The following is a 16,295-nucleotide window of genomic DNA, read 5'->3' as shown; positions in this document are numbered from 1 at the left end:
TTTTCGCCATCGCGCACGAGCCCATGCAGGAACGTTACCTCCCCACTACCGTCGAAGCGGCCGCCCACCAAGACTGGCAGGCCCGCGACGCCTATCTGGTCCATGAACACGCGAAGAACCCGGACGGCTCCGAGAAGCCGAAGTTCTACGCCTGCTCGATGCTGCCTTATCCCAGCGGCAAGCTGCACATGGGCCACGTGCGCAACTACACCATCAACGACATGATGGCGCGCCAACTGCGCATGCGGGGCTACAACGTGCTGATGCCGATGGGCTGGGACGCCTTCGGCATGCCGGCCGAGAACGCCGCCATCAAGTCCAAGGTGCCGCCGGCCAAATGGACCTACGACAACATCGCCTACATGAAGAAGCAGATGAAGGCGATGGGACTGGCGATCGACTGGTCGCGCGAAATGTGCGCCTGCGACCCCGAGTACTACAAGTGGAACCAGTGGCTGTTCCTGAAGATGCTCGAAAAGGGCGTCGCCTACCGCAAGACCCAGGTCGTGAACTGGGACCCGGTCGACCAGACCGTGCTGGCCAACGAACAGGTCATCGACGGCCGCGGCTGGCGCTCCGGCGCGCCGGTCGAAAAACGCGAGATCCCCGGCTACTACCTGCGCATCACCGACTACGCCGATGAACTGCTGGGCGCGGTGCAGAATGACCTGCCCGGCTGGCCCGAGCGCGTGCGCCTGATGCAGGAAAACTGGATCGGCAAATCCGAGGGCCTGCGCTTCGCCTTCCCGCACCAGATCGCCGGCCAGGACGGCCAATTGATCCAGGACGGCAAGCTCTACGTCTTCACCACCCGCGCCGACACCATCATGGGCGTGACCTTCTGCGCCGTGGCGCCGGAACACCCCCTGGCGACCCACGCCGCGCAGTCGAACCCGGCGCTGGCCGCCTTCATCGAACAATGCAAGCTGGGCGGCACCACCGAGGCCGAACTGGCCACGCGCGAAAAGGAAGGCCTGCCCACCGGCCTGTTCGTGACGCATCCGGTCACCGGCGACCAGGTCGAGGTCTGGGTCGGCAACTACGTGCTCATGACCTACGGCGACGGCGCCGTGATGGGCGTGCCCGCTCATGACGAGCGCGACTTCGCCTTCGCCAAGAAGTACAACCTGCCGATCCGCCAGGTCGTGGATGTGGCCGGCAAGGCCTATTCCACCGACGCCTGGCAGGAATGGTACGGCGACAAGCAGAGCGGCCGCACCGTCAACTCCGGCAAGTACGACGGCCTGTCGCACAAGGAAGCCGTGGACGCCATTGCCGCCGACCTGGGCGCGCAAGGCCTGGGCGAAAAGCAGACCACCTGGCGCCTGCGCGACTGGGGCATCTCGCGCCAGCGCTACTGGGGCACCCCGATCCCCATCATCCATTGCCCGGACTGCGGCCCGGTGCCGGTCCCCGAAAAGGACCTGCCGGTAGTGCTGCCGGACGACCTGATCCCGGACGGCAGCGGCAACCCGCTGGCCAAGAATGAAGCCTTCCTGTCGTGCGCCTGCCCCAGCTGCGGCAAGCCGGCACGCCGCGAGACGGACACGATGGACACCTTCGTGGACTCGTCCTGGTACTTCATGCGCTACACCTCGCCGGGCAACGACAACGCCATGGTCGATGCCCGCAATGACTACTGGATGCCGATGGACCAGTACATCGGCGGCATCGAGCACGCGGTCCTGCACCTGCTGTACGCGCGCTTCTGGACCAAGGTCATGCGCGACATGGGCCTATTGAACTTCGACGAGCCCTTCACCAAGCTGCTGTGCCAGGGCATGGTGCTGAACCACATCTACTCGCGCAAGAACGCCCAGGGCGGCATCGAGTATTTCTGGCCCGAGGAAGTCGAAAACGTCTATGACGCGCGCGGCGCCATCACTGGCGCCAAGCTCAAGGCCGACGGTTCCGACGTGACCTATGGCGGCGTGGGCACGATGTCCAAGTCCAAGAACAACGGCGTCGATCCGCAATCGCTGATCGACACGCTGGGCGCCGACACGGCCCGCCTGTTCGTCATGTTCGCCAGCCCGCCCGAACAGACCCTCGAATGGTCCGATTCCGGCGTCGAAGGCTCGAACCGCTTCCTACGCCGCCTGTGGTCCATCAGCTATGCGCAACGCGACGCCGTTGCCCGCGGCCTGGCCGCCGGCGCCGACTGGACCGATGCGCCCGCCGCCGTCAAGGACCTGCGCCGCGAGGTCTACAGCCTGCTCAAGCAAGCCGATTACGACTACCAGCGCATCCAATACAACACCGTCGTGTCGGCATGCATGAAGATGCTCAACGCCATCGACGACGCCAAGCTGGCGCAAGGCGCGCATGCCGACGCCGCCTACGCCGAAACGCTGGGCGTGCTGCTGCGCGTGCTGTACCCGGTGGTGCCGCACATCACCTGGCACCTGTGGCGCGACCTCGGCTACGCAAACGAGCTGGGCGACCTGCTCGACGCGCCGTGGCCGCACGTCGACGAAGCCGCGCTGGTGGCGGACGAAATCGAACTGATGCTGCAGGTCAACGGCAAGCTGCGCGGCTCGATCCGCGTCGCCGCCAAGGCCGCCAAGGAAGACATCGAGAAGCTCGCCGCCGCCCAGGATGAAGTCGCCCGCTACCTGGAAGGCCGCCCGCCCAAGCGGGTCATCGTGGTTCCGGGCAAACTGGTCAACGTCGTAGGCTGATGAGGTCAAGCATGTACTTCGCCGGGCAACAAACGCAATCCCCCCGCCAATCCTGGCTGCTGCGCGGCGCCTGCCTGGCGCTGTTCATGCTGATCTCGGCCTGCGGTTTCACGCTGCGTGGGGTCACGCCGCTGCCGTTCGATACCCTGTACATCGGCATTCCCGACAACACCCAATTCGGCGCCGACGTGCGCCGCGCGCTGCGCGCGGCGTCGCCGAACACCAAGCTGGTGCCCGTGCCCAAGGATGCGCAGGCCATCCTGCAGCAGGTCTCCAACGAGCGCACGCTGCGCGAAGTCTCGCTGAACGCGCAGGGCCGGGTGGAAGAATACGAGCTCGGCATCAACTACACCTTCCGCCTGATCGATGCCGAGGGCCGCGCCCTGATCCCGGACACCACGCTGTCGATCTACCGCGAAATGCCGTACGACGACCAGATCGTCCAGGCCAAGCAAGGGCAGATCGAAACGCTCTACAACGCCATGCAACGCGACTTGGTCTCGCGCCTGCTGCGCCGCATGACCGCGCCGGAAGTGCGCAAGGCATTCGAGAACCGCGAGCAGCGGGGCGAGGACGGCGAGACCCCGCTGTTCGACCCGACCGCGCCGATGCCGCACAGCACCCCGGCCCCGTGGCAGACGCCGTCCACCACGGACCCGGCCTACACCCGCTGACCGATGGCACACCCCCTGGACGCGGATCGCCTGGCCGACCACCTGCAGCGGGCAGGCGACCGCCTCGCCCCGCTGTATACGGTATCGGGCGACGAGCCGCTCCTGGTGACCGAAGCCGTGGACGCGCTGCGCGCCGCCGGCCGCAACGCGGGCTACACCGAACGCCTGTCGATGGTGATGGACGCGCGCAGCGACTGGAGCGCGGTTATCGCCGCGACCCAGAGCGTGTCGCTGTTCGGCGACCGCCGCATCCTCGAACTCAAGATTCCCACCGGCAAGCCCGGCAAGTCCGGCGCGGACACGCTGGCGCGGCTGGCCGAGCAGGCTGAAAAACAGGCCGACAATCCCGATACCCTGATCCTGGTCGCCCTGCCGCGCCTGGACAAGGCCACTCGCGAAAGCCGCTGGATGCAGGCCTTGAGCCGCGGCGGCATGACGGTCGACATCGCCAATGTCGAACGCGGCCGCCTGCCCGCCTGGGTCGGCCAGCGCCTGGCGCGCCAGAACCAGCGCGCCGACAACGCCACGCTGCAGTGGATGGCCGACAAGGTCGAAGGCAACCTGCTGGCCGCGCACCAGGAAATCCAGAAACTCGGCCTGCTCTATCCCGAAGGCCAACTGGCGGCCGAAGACGTCGAGCGCGCCGTGCTCAATGTCGCCCGCTACGACGTGTTCGGCCTGCGCGACGCCATGTTGGCCGGCGACATCGCCCGCACCATCCGCATGATCGACGGCCTGCGCGCCGAAGGCGAAGCCCTGCCGCTGGTCCTGTGGGCGGTGGGCGAAGAGATCCGCCTGCTGGCGCGCGTGGCCGAAGCCCGCAGCCTGGGCCAGGACGTCAACGGCCTGATGCGCCGGCTGCGCATTTTCGGCGCCCACGAACGCCTGGCGTTGCAGGCGCTGGGCCGGGTCCGTCCCGACGTCTGGCCCGCCGCGGTGCAACATGCGCACGAGGTCGACCGCCTCATCAAGGGCTTGTCGGTGCCAGGCAGACTGTCCGACCCCTGGGAAGAAATGACCCGCCTGGCCCTGCGCGTGGCCGCGGCCGGCACACGACCGTGATGGCGGCCCCGGCCGCCTCGTCCTCCCGGCCACGGGCCGGATAAACTATCCCCATCCGCCAGCGGCTTTCCGCCGCCTTTTTTTCACTATGAACGACGCCGTCATGTCCTCGTCCTCCATCGAACAAGCCATGTTGACCCTGGGCGAGAATGCGCGCCGGGCCTCACGCGCCATGATGCGCGCCCACAGCGCCGCCAAGAACCAGGCCCTGCTGGCAATGGCCGAGGCACTGGCCGCGAACCAGGCCGAATTGCTGGCCGCCAACGCCAAGGACGTGGCCGCCGCGCGCGCCAACGGCCTGGAGCCGGCCCTGCTCGACCGCCTGACGCTGTCGGAAAAAACCCTGGCCCACATGGCCGAGGGCCTGCGCCAGATCGCCGCGCTGCCCGACCCGGTCGGCAGCATCAGCGCAACCAGCGTGCGTCCCAATGGCATGCGGGTGGCGCAGATGCGCGTGCCGCTGGGCGTGATCGGTATCATTTACGAGTCCCGCCCCAATGTCACCATCGACGCGGCCGCGCTGTGCCTGAAGTCCGGCAACGCCGCCATCCTGCGCGGTGGCAGCGAGGCCTTGCACTCCAATGTGGCGCTGGGCCGCATCGTCCAGCAGGGCCTGGCCGCCGCCGGCCTGCCGCAGGACGCGGTGCAGGTGGTCGCCACGGCCGACCGCGCCGCGGTCGGCAAGCTCATCACCATGACCGAACACATCGACGTCATCGTGCCGCGTGGCGGCAAGGGCCTGATCGCCCGCCTCTCGCAGGAAGCGCGCGTGCCGCTCATCAAGCACCTGGATGGCAATTGCCATGTCTACATCGACGCCGCCGCCGATCCGGACAAGGCCCATGCCATCGCCTTCAATGCCAAGACCTACCGCTATGGCATCTGCGGCGCCATGGAGACCCTGCTGGTGGACGCCGTGGCCGCCGTCTCGATCCTGCCGAGTCTGGCCGCAGCGCTGACCGAGCACGGCGTTGAACTGCGAGGCTGTCCGCGCACGCTGGCGCTGCTGCCGCATGCCAAGCCGGCCACTGATGAAGACTGGGGCACCGAGTACCTGGGTCCGATCCTGGCGATCCGCATCGTTGACTCGCTCGATGACGCCATCGAGCACATTGCGCGCTGGGGCTCCGGCCACACCGACGCCATCGTCACCGAGGACCTGTCCGCCGCGCAGCGGTTCCAGCGCGAGGTCGATTCCAGCTCGGTCTACGTCAACCTGCCTACCTGCTTCGCCGACGGCTACGAATATGGCCTGGGCGCCGAGATCGGCATCTCCACCAACCGGCTGCACGCGCGCGGTCCGGTCGGCCTGGAGGGCCTGACCACGCTCAAGTGGGTACTGACCGGCGAAGGCCAGACCCGCGGCTGAGTCGTCCCCACCCCCTTCTGTCTGCGGTACCGCCGCGTCTTATCGGAACTTTCATGCATTCACCCGCCATGGCCATGGCCTTCAGCCTTTTCGTGCTGTGTTTCATCACCTGCTCGCTGTGCGGTCTGGTTCTGTTCTTCGTCAAGAGCAAACAGATCAACGCCACCCTCAAGCACCCCTACCTGCAGCATCGTCCGTTCGAACGCTACCCACTGGCGATCAAGGCGGCCATCATGCTGGACTATTTCTTCCGCCTGATGTTTCCGGGCACCCGCTTCTGGCTCATTGGCAATGCCAATGAGCTATTGGCCCACGTCGACCCCAAGAAAACGCCGCTGGCGCTGAAATGGCCCATCGTCGGCTTCTGGGGCGCATGCTGGCTCGGCCTGATCGCCATGATCGTCCTGTGGACCTTGTTGTTCCTGGGAACGTGACGCGCATGCAACTCCAGATCGAGGACTATCCCGGCTGTGCCGAAGCGGCCCGCACGCTGATCGCGGCCCGCGAGTCCGGCCTCGCGGGCCCTCGGTTACCCGCGGCCTGCCGTCCGCAGAACCAGGGTCAGGCCCTGGCGGTGCAGTTGCGCACCGCCCAACTGCTGCGCGAAACACGCCAGGACAGCATTGTGGCCTGGAAGAGCGCCTTGCCCACGCCCGAAAAAACCGTGGTCGCGCCCATCTACGCCTCGACCATGGCATGGGCAGGCACCGTGCCAGCCCAAGCGCCAGTCGTGCGCATCGAGCCCGAAATCGCCTTCGAATTGGCGCGTGACCTGCCCGCCCGCGAAGAACCCTACAGCCATGCCGATGTCGATGCCGCCATCGGAGGGGCCCGGCTGGCACTGGAAGTGCTGGGGTGCCGCTACGCGGCGCCCGAACATGCCAGCCTGCCGGAACTGCTGGCCGATCACATGTTCAATGCCGGCCTGGTGCTGGGACCACGCATTGCCTCGCCCGACGCCGCTCCCGCCAGCATGACCCTCACCTTGTCGGTCGATGGCGCCGAAATCGAGCAGCACGCCGGCATCCATCCCAACAACCAGGCCAAGGCCGGCCTGTACTGGCTCGCCAATTTCCTGCGCGCGCAAGGCCTGGGCCTGAGCGCTGGCCAGCATGTCATCACCGGCTCGTATGCCGGCTTCCTGGACGTGCCCGCCAATCGCGACATCGAGCTCGCCTATGGCGACCTCGGCATCTTGAAACTGCGATTCGCCACCGGTTAAGCTGGAAGCCGTTCCTGCCCACGGCCTCGTCCATGCTCACCCTGCGCCCCTTCTCGACTCGCGACTACCCCCTGCTTGCCAGTTGGTTCCACAGTCTGGCAGACGTGGTGCAATGGGGAGGCTCGCACTTGTCATTTCCCTTGACGCCGGCCGACCTGGACGCCATGCAACGGGAAGGCCAGGCACAGCCGCCGTCGCGCCGCTGCTGGATGGCGTGCCGCGACGGCGCGCCTATCGGCCACGCGCAACTGGCCTATGAGTGGCACGATGGCAACGCCCGCCTGGGCCGTGTCGCGATTGCCCCGGACGCCCGTGGTCAGGGTTTGGCGCGGCCGATGGTGGCGCTGATGGTCGCCGAGGCCTTCGCCACGCCGGGCATCGAACGCCTGGAACTGAACGTCTACATGTTCAATACCCCCGCGATCCGGACCTACGAAGCCCTGGGCTTCACGCTGGAAGGCGTGAGACGCTCGGCCACGCGCGCCGGCAAGGAACGCTGGGATACCGGCATGATGGGATTGCTGCGTTCCGAATGGCGCGGCACGGCCGGCTGAAGCGCCGGCCAGCCCGGTAACCCCGAGCTTGCGGCCGGCCACCACCGGCCATGGCTCCGCCCGCCTCAGCCCACTGCCGGTTCCGCGATCGTGACCAGGGGACCAGCCGCTTCGATGGCCTCGCCCGCCGCCAGGCATAGATCTTCCCGGTAGCGCCCGGCCACCACCTGCACCCCCACGGGTCGATCGGCGGCACTTCCCATGGCCACCGATAGCCCCGGCAGGCCCATGAAAGGCAAGCCGATCTGCGTCATCTGCGCGCGCCAGACCCGCTCGTAGGCCGCCTCGCCCTGCAGGTCGAGATGGTCGGTGAACGGCAGTTCGGCCGACACCGGTAGCAACAACACCGGATATTCGGCCAGGAACACTTCCCATGAGCGCGTGAGCGTCGCGCGGCGCGTCAGCACCGCCGAAAACTGCGCCATGTCCATGCCGGCCACGCGCGCGCGCTGCCCCTCCAGCGCGGTCAGCGCGCCGCGGTCGCCTTCCTTGCGCGCCGTCTCGAGCATGGCCTCGTAGCCATCGGCCATCCACATGCGAATCTGCAGGTCGGCAGCTTCCCGCAAGGGCGGCACGCTGTCGATCGTGTCCACCGACCAGCCGGCCTCGCTCAAGCGCCTGGCCGCCTCCTGCAAGGCCTTGACCACCGCGGGATCGGTGTCCATGCCATCGGGATTCAGGCACAGCGCCGCCCGGCGCGGCACGGCGGGCCCGGTCAGCGGCGCCGGCACCCACCAGGGGTCGCGTGCATCGGGCGCGGACAGGGCGGCCAGGCCCACCCGCAGGTCAGCGATCCGACGCCCCAACGGCCCCGACACCGCCGTGATCTGGCCGCCGATGGTGCGTTCGGGCAAGGCCGCGTTGTAGGCGGCCACACGCCCCAGCGAGGGGCGCAGGCCGTGCACGCCGCAGGCATAGGCCGGATAGCGGATGGAGCCGGCGATGTCGGTGCCATGCGCCAGATGTCCGATGCCCGCCGCCACCGCCGCCGCCGCGCCACCGGAGGATCCTCCCGGCGTCAGCGCGGGATTGCGCGGATTGCGCGTGTCGCCATGCAGCAGGTTACCGGTGAACCAGCGCAGCGAGAACGCCGGCGTGTTGGTGCGGCCGACGATCACGGCGCCGGCGCGGCGCAGGTTGTCGACCACGGGATTGTTGACGCGGGCAAGCAGGTCTTTCTGCAGCGTCACGCCGTTGGTGGTGGCATAGCCAGCCTGGTCGACGTTGACCTTGACCGTCACCGGCACGCCGGCCAGCACGCCGGGATCATCGCCGCGCGCCAACGCCCGGTCGATCTCGGCAGCCTGGGCCAGTGTGTCATCGGGACGATGATCGACCACGGCGTTGATCCGGGGATTCACGTCTTGCAAGCGCGCCAGCGCGCTGCGCGCGGCCTCCACCGCGGAAACGTCGCGCCGGCGGACAAGGGCGGCAAGCTCTACTGCGGACAAACGCCAAAGATCGGACACGCGGCACTCCTGTTGCAAGAGGGGAAGCAGCGCCACCATGGCGCCGGATGGTCAACCTTAGCGCCCCTTGCCATGCGCCACAAGCCACGGGTTACCGCAGCCCGCGCGCGCGCGAGTCTTCCTCGAACACCTCGATGATGGCATCGGCCATGGCCCGCACACGCGCCGTGCGGTTCAGGTCGCCATGCATCACCAGCCACAGCTCATAGGACTCGCTCCGGTTCGGCCAGATCCGCACCAGGTCCGGATACTGCGGCGCCATGTGAACCGGCAGCTCGCCGATCCCCAGCCCCGCCGCCACCGCCTCGATGATCATCACGCCGGAATTCAGTTCCATTGCGATACGGCCATTGCCGGTCGGCTCGCCGCAGAAGGTATCGGACCAGCCAGGCAGCACCGCCTGCTGGTAGGTCACGAGCGTATGGCCGGCGAATGCGGTGCCGGGGCGCGGCTCGCCATGCGCCTTGACATAGGATTTCGATGCATACAGGCCGACCTCGCGCCGTGCCAGTAGACGGTGGATCAGGTCGGGACTGTCCGGCTTGACGTTGCGGATCGCCAGATCGGCCTCGCGCCGCGTCAGGTTGCTCAACTGGATCGACGTTGACAACGAGACGCGGATATCGGGATGTTGCCCGTGCAGCCGGCGTACGGCTTGCATGATGTAGTAACTGGCCACGGTCTCGGATGCCGCCACCCGCACCACGCCCGAGAGCCGGTGATCCAGTCCCTGCATCTGGCGCTGCAACTGATCGGCGGCCAGTTCCATCCGTTCGGCCGCGGCAAAGGCCTGTTCGCCCGCGGCGGTCGGCACGTAGCCCGATGGCGTGCGCAGGAACAGTCGCGCATCCAGCGACGCCTCCAGCGCCGCCAGCCGCCGCCCCGCCGTGGCCTGGTCGATCTGCAACAGCGCGGCCGCGCCGCGCAGGGTGCCATTGCGATAAATCGCCAGGAAGATACGCGCATTGTCCCAATCCATCGATCTGGCCGCTCCCACGAGGTCCGGATGATGCAAATTTGCATCCCAATCAAGCAATTATTCCTCTTTTTTGCATCAAGGAAAAATCCTAACCTGTGCGTCTTGGCAAGTTCCCCGGAAGTCCCCCATGCGTACCGCCTGCCCCGCCACCCCAGTTCCCCCCGCGCCAGCGACCGCAGCCGCCACCACCGGCCTGCTGCCCCTGGTCACGCTGGCCATCGGCTTCGTCATGGCCATGCTGGACGTTACGGTCGTCAATGTCGCCCTGCCGAGCATCGCGCAGCAGTTCACCGTGCCGCTCACCGACCTGGTCTGGATCGTCGATGGCTATACCCTCACTTTTGCCGCCCTGCTGCTGGTGGCCGGCGCGCTGGCGGACCGCTACGGCGCCAAGACCATCTACCTGGCCGGCCTGGGGGTCTTCACCCTCGCCTCCCTGCTGTGCGGCATCGCGCCGGACGGCGACCTGCTGATCGGCGCCCGTATGTTGCAAGGCCTCGGCGCGGCGCTGTTCATGCCCAGCTCCCTGAGCCTGCTGGCCCATGCCTACGACGACGAACAAGTGCGCAATCGCATGCTGGCGGCCTGGTCGGCCATCGTCGCCGTGGCCGGCGCCGCCGGTCCGTTGCTGGGCGGCGTGCTGATCCACCAATTCGGCTGGCGTGGCATCTTCCTCATCAACCTGCCCTTGGGCCTGGCAGGCCTCTGGCTGGCGCGGCGCCGCATCCAGGCCGCGCCGCGCCGGCCGCGCGCGCTCAACCCCCTCAGCCACGCGCTTGGCGTCACGGCGCTGGCATCGCTGTGTTTTGTCCTGATCCAGGGCAACGCCTATGGCTGGTCGTCAGCGCCCATCCTGGCAGCGGCGGCCGTCGGCGCGCTGGCAGGCGTGGCGCTGGTGCGGCGCGAGCGGCGCCACGCCGAACCGATCCTGCCCCGTGCCCTGTTCCAGACGGCGCAGTTTCCGGCGGCCAACGGCGTGGGCTTTCTGATCAATCTCGCGGCCTACGGCCAGTTGTTCCTGCTCAGTCTGTTCCTGCAGCATGCGCGCGGCGCCGACGCCTTGCAGACCGGCATCCAGCTGGTGCCCATGCTGGCGGTGTTCTCGATCGGCAATCTATTGTCGGGCCGGGCGTCGGCACGCTGGAATGTCGCGGCCACGCTATTGGGCGGCATTGCGCTGGCCGCGGCCATGAGCGCGGCCGGCCTGTTCATGTTCACGCCCGCCATGCCGTACTGGCCCTTCGCCACGATCGTGGCGCTGGCTAACCTGGGCGTGGGCATCGCGGTGCCCGCAATGACCAGTGTAGTCATGCAGGTATCGGGCAAGCATCACGCCAACAGTGCCGCCGCCGCGCTGAACGCCAACCGCCAATCGGGCGCGCTGGTGGGCGTCGCGCTAATGGGCACCATCCTGCACCTGCTGCCGGATTGGCACGCCAGCCTGCCCGCCGCCTACGCCATCATCAGCCTCTCCTATCTGGGCGCGGTGATGCTGGTATGGCGCTACCTGCGCCTGGCCCGCAACGCATAGCCCGGCGCGCCGCGAGCGCCGCGCATGGCAAGCGCGTTGTCTTTGCTTCACAATGGGCTCTCCTATCGACACTTTCCGGAGCGCCGCATGACCGTCACGTCCAACACCCCTGCCATCCGCCGCGTTGCCGTCGTCGGCGCCGGCACCATCGGTGCCAGCTGGGCCGCGCTGTTCCTGGCGCATGGGCTCGAGGTCGTGGTCAGCGATCCCGCCGCCGACGCCGAAGCGCTGACGCGCGCGCGGGTCGCCGCCGCCTGGCCGGTGCTGGCCGAACTGGGACGCGTCGCAGCGGGTGCAACGCCCGACAACCTGCGCTTCGAGCCCGACCTCACGATCGCGCTGCGCGATGTCGACTTTGTGCAGGAAAATGCGCCGGAACGCGAAGACTTCAAAACCGAACTGTTCGCGCGCATGGACGCCCTGCTGGCGCCCCATGCGATCGTCGCCTCCAGTTCGTCGGGACTCATCATGAGCCGCCTGCAGGCGCGCTGCGAACATCCCTCGCGCTTTGTCATCGGCCATCCGTTCAACCCGCCGCACCTGATCCCGCTGGTGGAGGTTGTGGGTGGCAAGCACACCTCGGCGGCCACCATCGATCGTTGCATCGACTTCTACCGGCAACTGGGCAAGTATCCGATCCGCGTCAACAAGGAAGTCCCGGGCCATATCGCCAACCGCCTGCAGGCTGCGCTGTGGCGCGAAGCCATCCACCTGGCCGCTGACAATGTCGCCAGCGTGGCCGACATCGACGCCGCCGTATCGCAGGGGCCGGGCTTGCGCTGGGCCCTGTTCGGTCCGCACATGACCTTCAATCTGGGCGGCGGCGCCGGAGGCCTGGCCCATTTCATGGAACACCTGCTGGGCCCGGTGCAGTCCTGGTGGGATGATCTGGGCACTCCCGTGGTCACGCCCGAACTGCAACAGCGCCTGATCGACGGGGTCAACGCCGAGGCCGGCGCGCGCAGCATCGCCGACCTGGTGCAGGCGCGCGATGCGCAACTGACGGCGCTGCTGAAGACGCTGCAGCGCTGAAACCGCCCCGGCAGGGCCGAGCATGGCCCCCGCCGCGGCGGGCCGGTGGCGCACGCGAACCCGCACGAGACCTCGTGATTGGGGCCGCCGTGCGCCACTGGTATCCTATGACAACGCCCTGCCTCGCAGGCCCGCCTCCCCCCAGGAATTCCCATGGTTTCCGTCACCCACGACACCGCACATAGCCGCTACACCGCCACCGTCGACGGCGTGTTGTGCGTGCTGGACTACCACCTGCGCGACGGCGTGATGACCATCGCCCACACTGGCGTTCCCAGCCAGGTCGGCGGCCGCGGCATCGCCGCCGAACTCACCCGCGCCGCGCTCGATGACGCCCGCGCGCGAGGCTGGAAAGTGCGCCCGCAGTGCTCCTACGCCGCCGTCTACATGCGGCGCCATCCCGAATACAACGACCTGCTCGCCTGAACCACGCCGTGACCACGCCCGACCAGATCGCCTGTCCCTGCGGCACGGCCAAGCCCTACACCGCCTGCTGCGGCCGTTGGCATGCGGGCCCGCTGGCCCTGCAGGCCCCCACCGCGCAAGACCTGATGCGCTCGCGCTACAGCGCTTTCGTGCTGGATCAGCTCGCTTACCTGCTCGACACCTGGCATCCCACCACGCGCCCGGCGTCGCTCGAACCGAATCCGCCCGGCCTGAAGTGGCTGGGGCTGACGATCAAGCAGGCCCGCGATAGCGACGCGGACCATGCCACGGTCGAGTTCGTGGCCCGCAGCCGCCTTGCCGGACGCGCCAGCCGGATGCACGAGACCAGCCGATTCGTGCGCGAAGACGGACGCTGGTACTACCTGGACGGCGATCTACGCTGACGCCAGCGTGCGCGATGCGGCACTGTCCGGCCCTGTCGCACTTTCCAATACCGCCACCAGTTTCGCCACCGCGCCGCGCGCCGCCGTGCGCGCGTCACCCACAATCGCCAGTTCGGTAGGCGGCGCCGGCGCCAGCCCCTGTGCCGCCCCGAGTATTCCGTGCTGCGGCAGACATGCAAAGGCGGGCAGCAAAGAAATCCCCAACCCCGCCGTCACCGCCGCTTGCACGCCCGCCAGACTCTGGCTGTGATACGCGACGCGCCACGAACGCCCGGCACTTTCCAACGCATAGATCATGCGCTTGCGATAGATACAGCCCTGCGGGAACAACACCAGCGGCACCGGCCCGTCGCGCAGCAACAGGCGTGCATCGCCCACCCACAGCAAGCGCTCGGGCCATGCCGCCAGACAGGGGCCGTCACCGGGTTCGCGCTTGATCAACGCCAGATCGATTTCGCCCGCTGCCAGGCGCGCCTGCAGGTCGGCGCTCATCCCGCTGCCCGTCTCCAGGCGGATATCCGGATGGCTGGCGGCAAAGCCAGCCAGCAACACCGCCAGGCGTGAAACATCGAAATCCTCGGGGATGCCCAGCCGGATCACTTGCGCCCCGCACGGCGCCGACAGTACGGCCTCGGCTTCGTCGGCCATCGCCAGCAACTTGCGCGCGTACGTCAGCATGAGTTCGCCGTCTTCGGTGGCCGCTACCTGGTTGCCGGCCCGGTCCCGCCGCAGCAGCGTCTTGCCGACAGCCTGCTCCAGCTTGCGCACTTGCTGGCTGACAGTCGACTGCGTGCGATGCACCCGGCTGGCGGCGCGCGTAAAGCTGCCTTCGTCAACCACACAAACAAGGGTTCTAAGCAGTTCCAGATCGAGCATGAGCTATCCCGCGGGAAGGCGATGAGGAGATGGCCGGCCTCTCACGCCACTGGATATTTGATAATCCACTGATATGAGTTCATTTATTAATTTTACAACTTCCCGTGTAGCCCCCTAAGCTGGGCCGGCACCAGCAACTTTCCAAAGGAAACACTCATGCCCCTGGCCCCCCTACCCCGCCCGCCGTGGCTGACCTTCGACTGCTACGGCACGCTGATCCAATGGGACGAAGGGCTACAGGCCGCAGTGGCCCGGATCCTCGCCGCGCACCCGCAGCGGCATACACCGACACCGGCACAGTTCCTGCATGTGTATGACCAGCACGAACATCGGCTGGAAAGCAGGCCGCCCCACATGTCATTCGTCGAAATCACGCGGGAAGCGCTGCGGCTGACCATGCGCGACCTGGATCTCTCATATCGTCCTGAAGACGCCGAATTGCTGATCGGCAGTATCTCGGCCATGCCACCGTTTCCCGAGGTGGTCGACACCTTGGCCGAGCTCAAACGCGCCGGCTTCCGGCTATGCATCATCTCCAACACCGACGATGCCATCATCGCCGGCAACGTGGCGCAGTTAGGTGGCCACGTCGACCGCGTCATCACGGCGGAACAGGCGGGCGCCTACAAGCCGGCGAGGCAGATCTTCGCGCATGCCCATGACAGCCTGGGCATCACGCCGCGCGAGGCCGTGCATATCTGCGCCAGTCCGCACCTGGATCACGCCGCCGCGCGCGACATCGGCTTCCGCTGCGTCTGGATTGATCGTGGCACCGGCCGTCAACCCTTGCCGGACTATCGTCCCGACGCTACTGTATCGACGCTGGACCAGGTCCCGGACCTGTTCCGGCAAGCCGGCTGGATGTAGCGCTGCGGCGCTGGCCGGCCCCCTCCCAACCGGCGCCGCCCTGCCGCCCGCGGTTCCGGCCGACCAGCGCTCGCCTATTAACCATCATCCTCGTCTTCTCTTCGGGATACCCATGAACAAAGACCCCCACTTCGCTGATGCCCTGTTCCACGCGGACCGAGTCGCCGCCCTGCGAGCCGATCTGGCGCTGGCCCTGCGCGCGGCGGCCGCGCACGGGCTTGGCGAAGGCGTATGCAACCACTTCAGCGTGGCCTTGCCGGGTGACACTGACCACTTCCTCTTGAATCCGCGTGGCCTGATGTGGCATGAAGTGCATGCCGACGATATCGTGCTGGTCGATGCGCAGGGCCGCAAACTGGCGGGCCGCCACGAGGTCGAACCCACCGCGATGTTCATTCATGCCGCGATCCACCACATCGCCGGCAAGGCCTGTGTGCTGCACACCCACATGCCCTATGCCACGGCACTGACGCTCACGGCCGACCGGGCCCTGGATACCACGCTCTCGCAGAACGCCATGCGCTTCCATGGCCGTATCGCCATCGATGGCGCATACAACGGCCTGGCCCTGGACGCGAGCGAAGGCGCGCGCATCGCCCATGCCATGCAAGGCGCGGACATCGCTTTCCTTGGCAATCACGGCGTAGTGGTCTGCGGCGAACGCCTCGATTACGCCTACGACGATCTGTTCTTCCTGGAACGCGCATGCACCGCGCAAGTGCTGGCGCAATCCACCGGTCGGCCCCTGGCTCCCGTGGATTCACGGATCGCCGCCAAGGTCGCGGCGCAAATCCAAAGCGAACGCCTGCAGTCCGAACTCTTCTTCATCGCCTTGCGACGTCAACTGCCCGACAACACACAGCGTCAAGCTGTCTGAAACCCGGCTGCCGCGGCAAAAGCAAAAAACCCCGCAGGCGTTAGCCTGCGGGGTTTTCTTCTGCAATAACTGCCTGATACTGACCTACTTTCACAGACGTCCGTCCACTATCATCGGCGCGAAGGCGTTTCACTGTCCTGTTCGGGATGGGAAGGAGTGGTACCACCTTGCTATGGGTATCAGGCTTGACTTGTCGAGCATGCCGCCACGAGGGCGGGAACTCCAATCCTGGATACTGCCGGTCCGCTTCGCTGTCACAACCAGAGCCTGGC

General features: G+C 67.2%; 16 protein-coding genes and 1 rRNA gene. 13 read left to right on the top strand and 4 right to left on the bottom strand.

Going from position 1 to position 16,295, the window contains the following annotated elements; genetic code table 11:
• Positions 1 to 23 precede the first annotated feature (23 nt).
• From leuS to K2W61_RS15490, 7 genes are all read left to right on the top strand, one after another.
• Complete coding sequence (gene leuS, locus K2W61_RS15520; protein WP_175141852.1) at positions 24 to 2,681, top strand: leucine--tRNA ligase; 2,658 nt, start codon at positions 24 to 26, stop codon at positions 2,679 to 2,681.
• 11 nt (positions 2,682 to 2,692) lie between these two features.
• Entirely contained in the window at positions 2,693 to 3,355 is a 663-nt protein-coding gene (locus K2W61_RS15515) for an LPS-assembly lipoprotein LptE (protein ID WP_175135178.1), read from the top strand.
• Positions 3,356 to 3,358: 3 nt separating this feature from the next.
• Positions 3,359 to 4,417, top strand: a complete 1,059-nt coding sequence (gene holA / locus K2W61_RS15510; protein ID WP_175135179.1) for a DNA polymerase III subunit delta — start codon at positions 3,359 to 3,361, stop codon at positions 4,415 to 4,417.
• Positions 4,418 to 4,505: 88 nt separating this feature from the next.
• Positions 4,506 to 5,786: a glutamate-5-semialdehyde dehydrogenase gene (locus K2W61_RS15505; RefSeq protein WP_175141851.1), complete on the top strand. Its 1,281-nt coding sequence runs from the start codon at positions 4,506 to 4,508 to the stop codon at positions 5,784 to 5,786.
• Positions 5,787 to 5,839: 53 nt separating this feature from the next.
• Complete coding sequence (locus K2W61_RS15500; RefSeq protein WP_175135181.1) at positions 5,840 to 6,220, top strand: hypothetical protein; 381 nt, start codon at positions 5,840 to 5,842, stop codon at positions 6,218 to 6,220.
• A gap of 5 nt (positions 6,221 to 6,225) precedes the next feature.
• Positions 6,226 to 7,008, top strand: a complete 783-nt coding sequence (locus K2W61_RS15495; protein ID WP_236756000.1) for a 2-keto-4-pentenoate hydratase — start codon at positions 6,226 to 6,228, stop codon at positions 7,006 to 7,008.
• 32 nt (positions 7,009 to 7,040) lie between these two features.
• Positions 7,041 to 7,562, top strand: coding sequence for a GNAT family N-acetyltransferase (locus K2W61_RS15490; protein ID WP_175135183.1), 522 nt, complete (start codon positions 7,041 to 7,043; stop codon positions 7,560 to 7,562).
• A 65-nt stretch (positions 7,563 to 7,627) separates the two neighbouring features.
• On the opposite strand, the gene K2W61_RS15485 is transcribed toward K2W61_RS15490, so the two are convergent.
• A complete protein-coding gene (locus tag K2W61_RS15485; RefSeq protein ID WP_236755999.1) occupies positions 7,628 to 9,031 on the bottom strand; it encodes an amidase family protein in 1,404 nt (467 codons plus the stop codon).
• A gap of 91 nt (positions 9,032 to 9,122) precedes the next feature.
• Positions 9,123 to 10,010 carry a LysR family transcriptional regulator gene (locus K2W61_RS15480; protein ID WP_175135185.1) on the bottom strand — a complete coding sequence of 296 codons (888 nt, stop codon included), beginning with the start codon at positions 10,008 to 10,010 and terminating at the stop codon, positions 9,123 to 9,125.
• A gap of 127 nt (positions 10,011 to 10,137) precedes the next feature.
• On the opposite strand from K2W61_RS15480, the gene K2W61_RS15475 reads away from it, so the two are divergent.
• The 4 genes from K2W61_RS15475 (at position 10,138) to K2W61_RS15460 (ending at position 13,403) form a co-directional block, all read left to right on the top strand.
• Complete coding sequence (locus K2W61_RS15475; protein ID WP_175135186.1) at positions 10,138 to 11,541, top strand: MFS transporter; 1,404 nt, start codon at positions 10,138 to 10,140, stop codon at positions 11,539 to 11,541.
• An 87-nt stretch (positions 11,542 to 11,628) separates the two neighbouring features.
• A complete protein-coding gene (locus K2W61_RS15470) occupies positions 11,629 to 12,573 on the top strand; it encodes a 3-hydroxyacyl-CoA dehydrogenase NAD-binding domain-containing protein (RefSeq protein ID WP_236755998.1) in 945 nt (314 codons plus the stop codon).
• Between the two features lie 153 nt (positions 12,574 to 12,726).
• Positions 12,727 to 12,999 carry a GNAT family N-acetyltransferase gene (locus K2W61_RS15465; protein ID WP_236755997.1) on the top strand — a complete coding sequence of 91 codons (273 nt, stop codon included), beginning with the start codon at positions 12,727 to 12,729 and terminating at the stop codon, positions 12,997 to 12,999.
• Between the two features lie 8 nt (positions 13,000 to 13,007).
• Complete coding sequence (locus tag K2W61_RS15460) at positions 13,008 to 13,403, top strand: YchJ family protein (protein ID WP_175135189.1); 396 nt, start codon at positions 13,008 to 13,010, stop codon at positions 13,401 to 13,403.
• On the opposite strand, the gene K2W61_RS15455 is transcribed toward K2W61_RS15460, so the two are convergent.
• Positions 13,395 to 14,279 carry a LysR substrate-binding domain-containing protein gene (locus tag K2W61_RS15455; RefSeq protein ID WP_175135190.1) on the bottom strand — a complete coding sequence of 295 codons (885 nt, stop codon included), beginning with the start codon at positions 14,277 to 14,279 and terminating at the stop codon, positions 13,395 to 13,397. The genes K2W61_RS15460 and K2W61_RS15455 overlap by 9 nt on opposite strands.
• A gap of 156 nt (positions 14,280 to 14,435) precedes the next feature.
• Between K2W61_RS15455 and K2W61_RS15450 the strand changes: the two genes are divergently transcribed.
• Both K2W61_RS15450 and K2W61_RS15445 read left to right on the top strand, forming a co-directional pair.
• Positions 14,436 to 15,146, top strand: a complete 711-nt coding sequence (locus tag K2W61_RS15450; RefSeq protein WP_236755996.1) for a haloacid dehalogenase type II — start codon at positions 14,436 to 14,438, stop codon at positions 15,144 to 15,146.
• Between the two features lie 112 nt (positions 15,147 to 15,258).
• Positions 15,259 to 16,023 (top strand): aldolase, encoded by a 765-nt coding sequence (locus tag K2W61_RS15445; protein ID WP_236755995.1) that lies wholly within the window; start codon positions 15,259 to 15,261, stop codon positions 16,021 to 16,023.
• Positions 16,024 to 16,094: 71 nt separating this feature from the next.
• On the opposite strand, the gene rrf is transcribed toward K2W61_RS15445, so the two are convergent.
• Positions 16,095 to 16,207: ribosomal RNA gene (rrf, locus tag K2W61_RS15440) — 5S ribosomal RNA — on the bottom strand.
• Positions 16,208 to 16,295: the final 88 nt, after the last annotated feature.

Source organism: Achromobacter pulmonis (assembly GCF_021733725.1).
Classification (GTDB): Bacteria; Pseudomonadota; Gammaproteobacteria; order Burkholderiales; family Burkholderiaceae_B; genus Achromobacter; species Achromobacter pulmonis.
The sequence above is the reverse complement of the archived record's forward strand: the minus strand, read 5'-3'. Positions and strand labels throughout refer to the sequence as shown.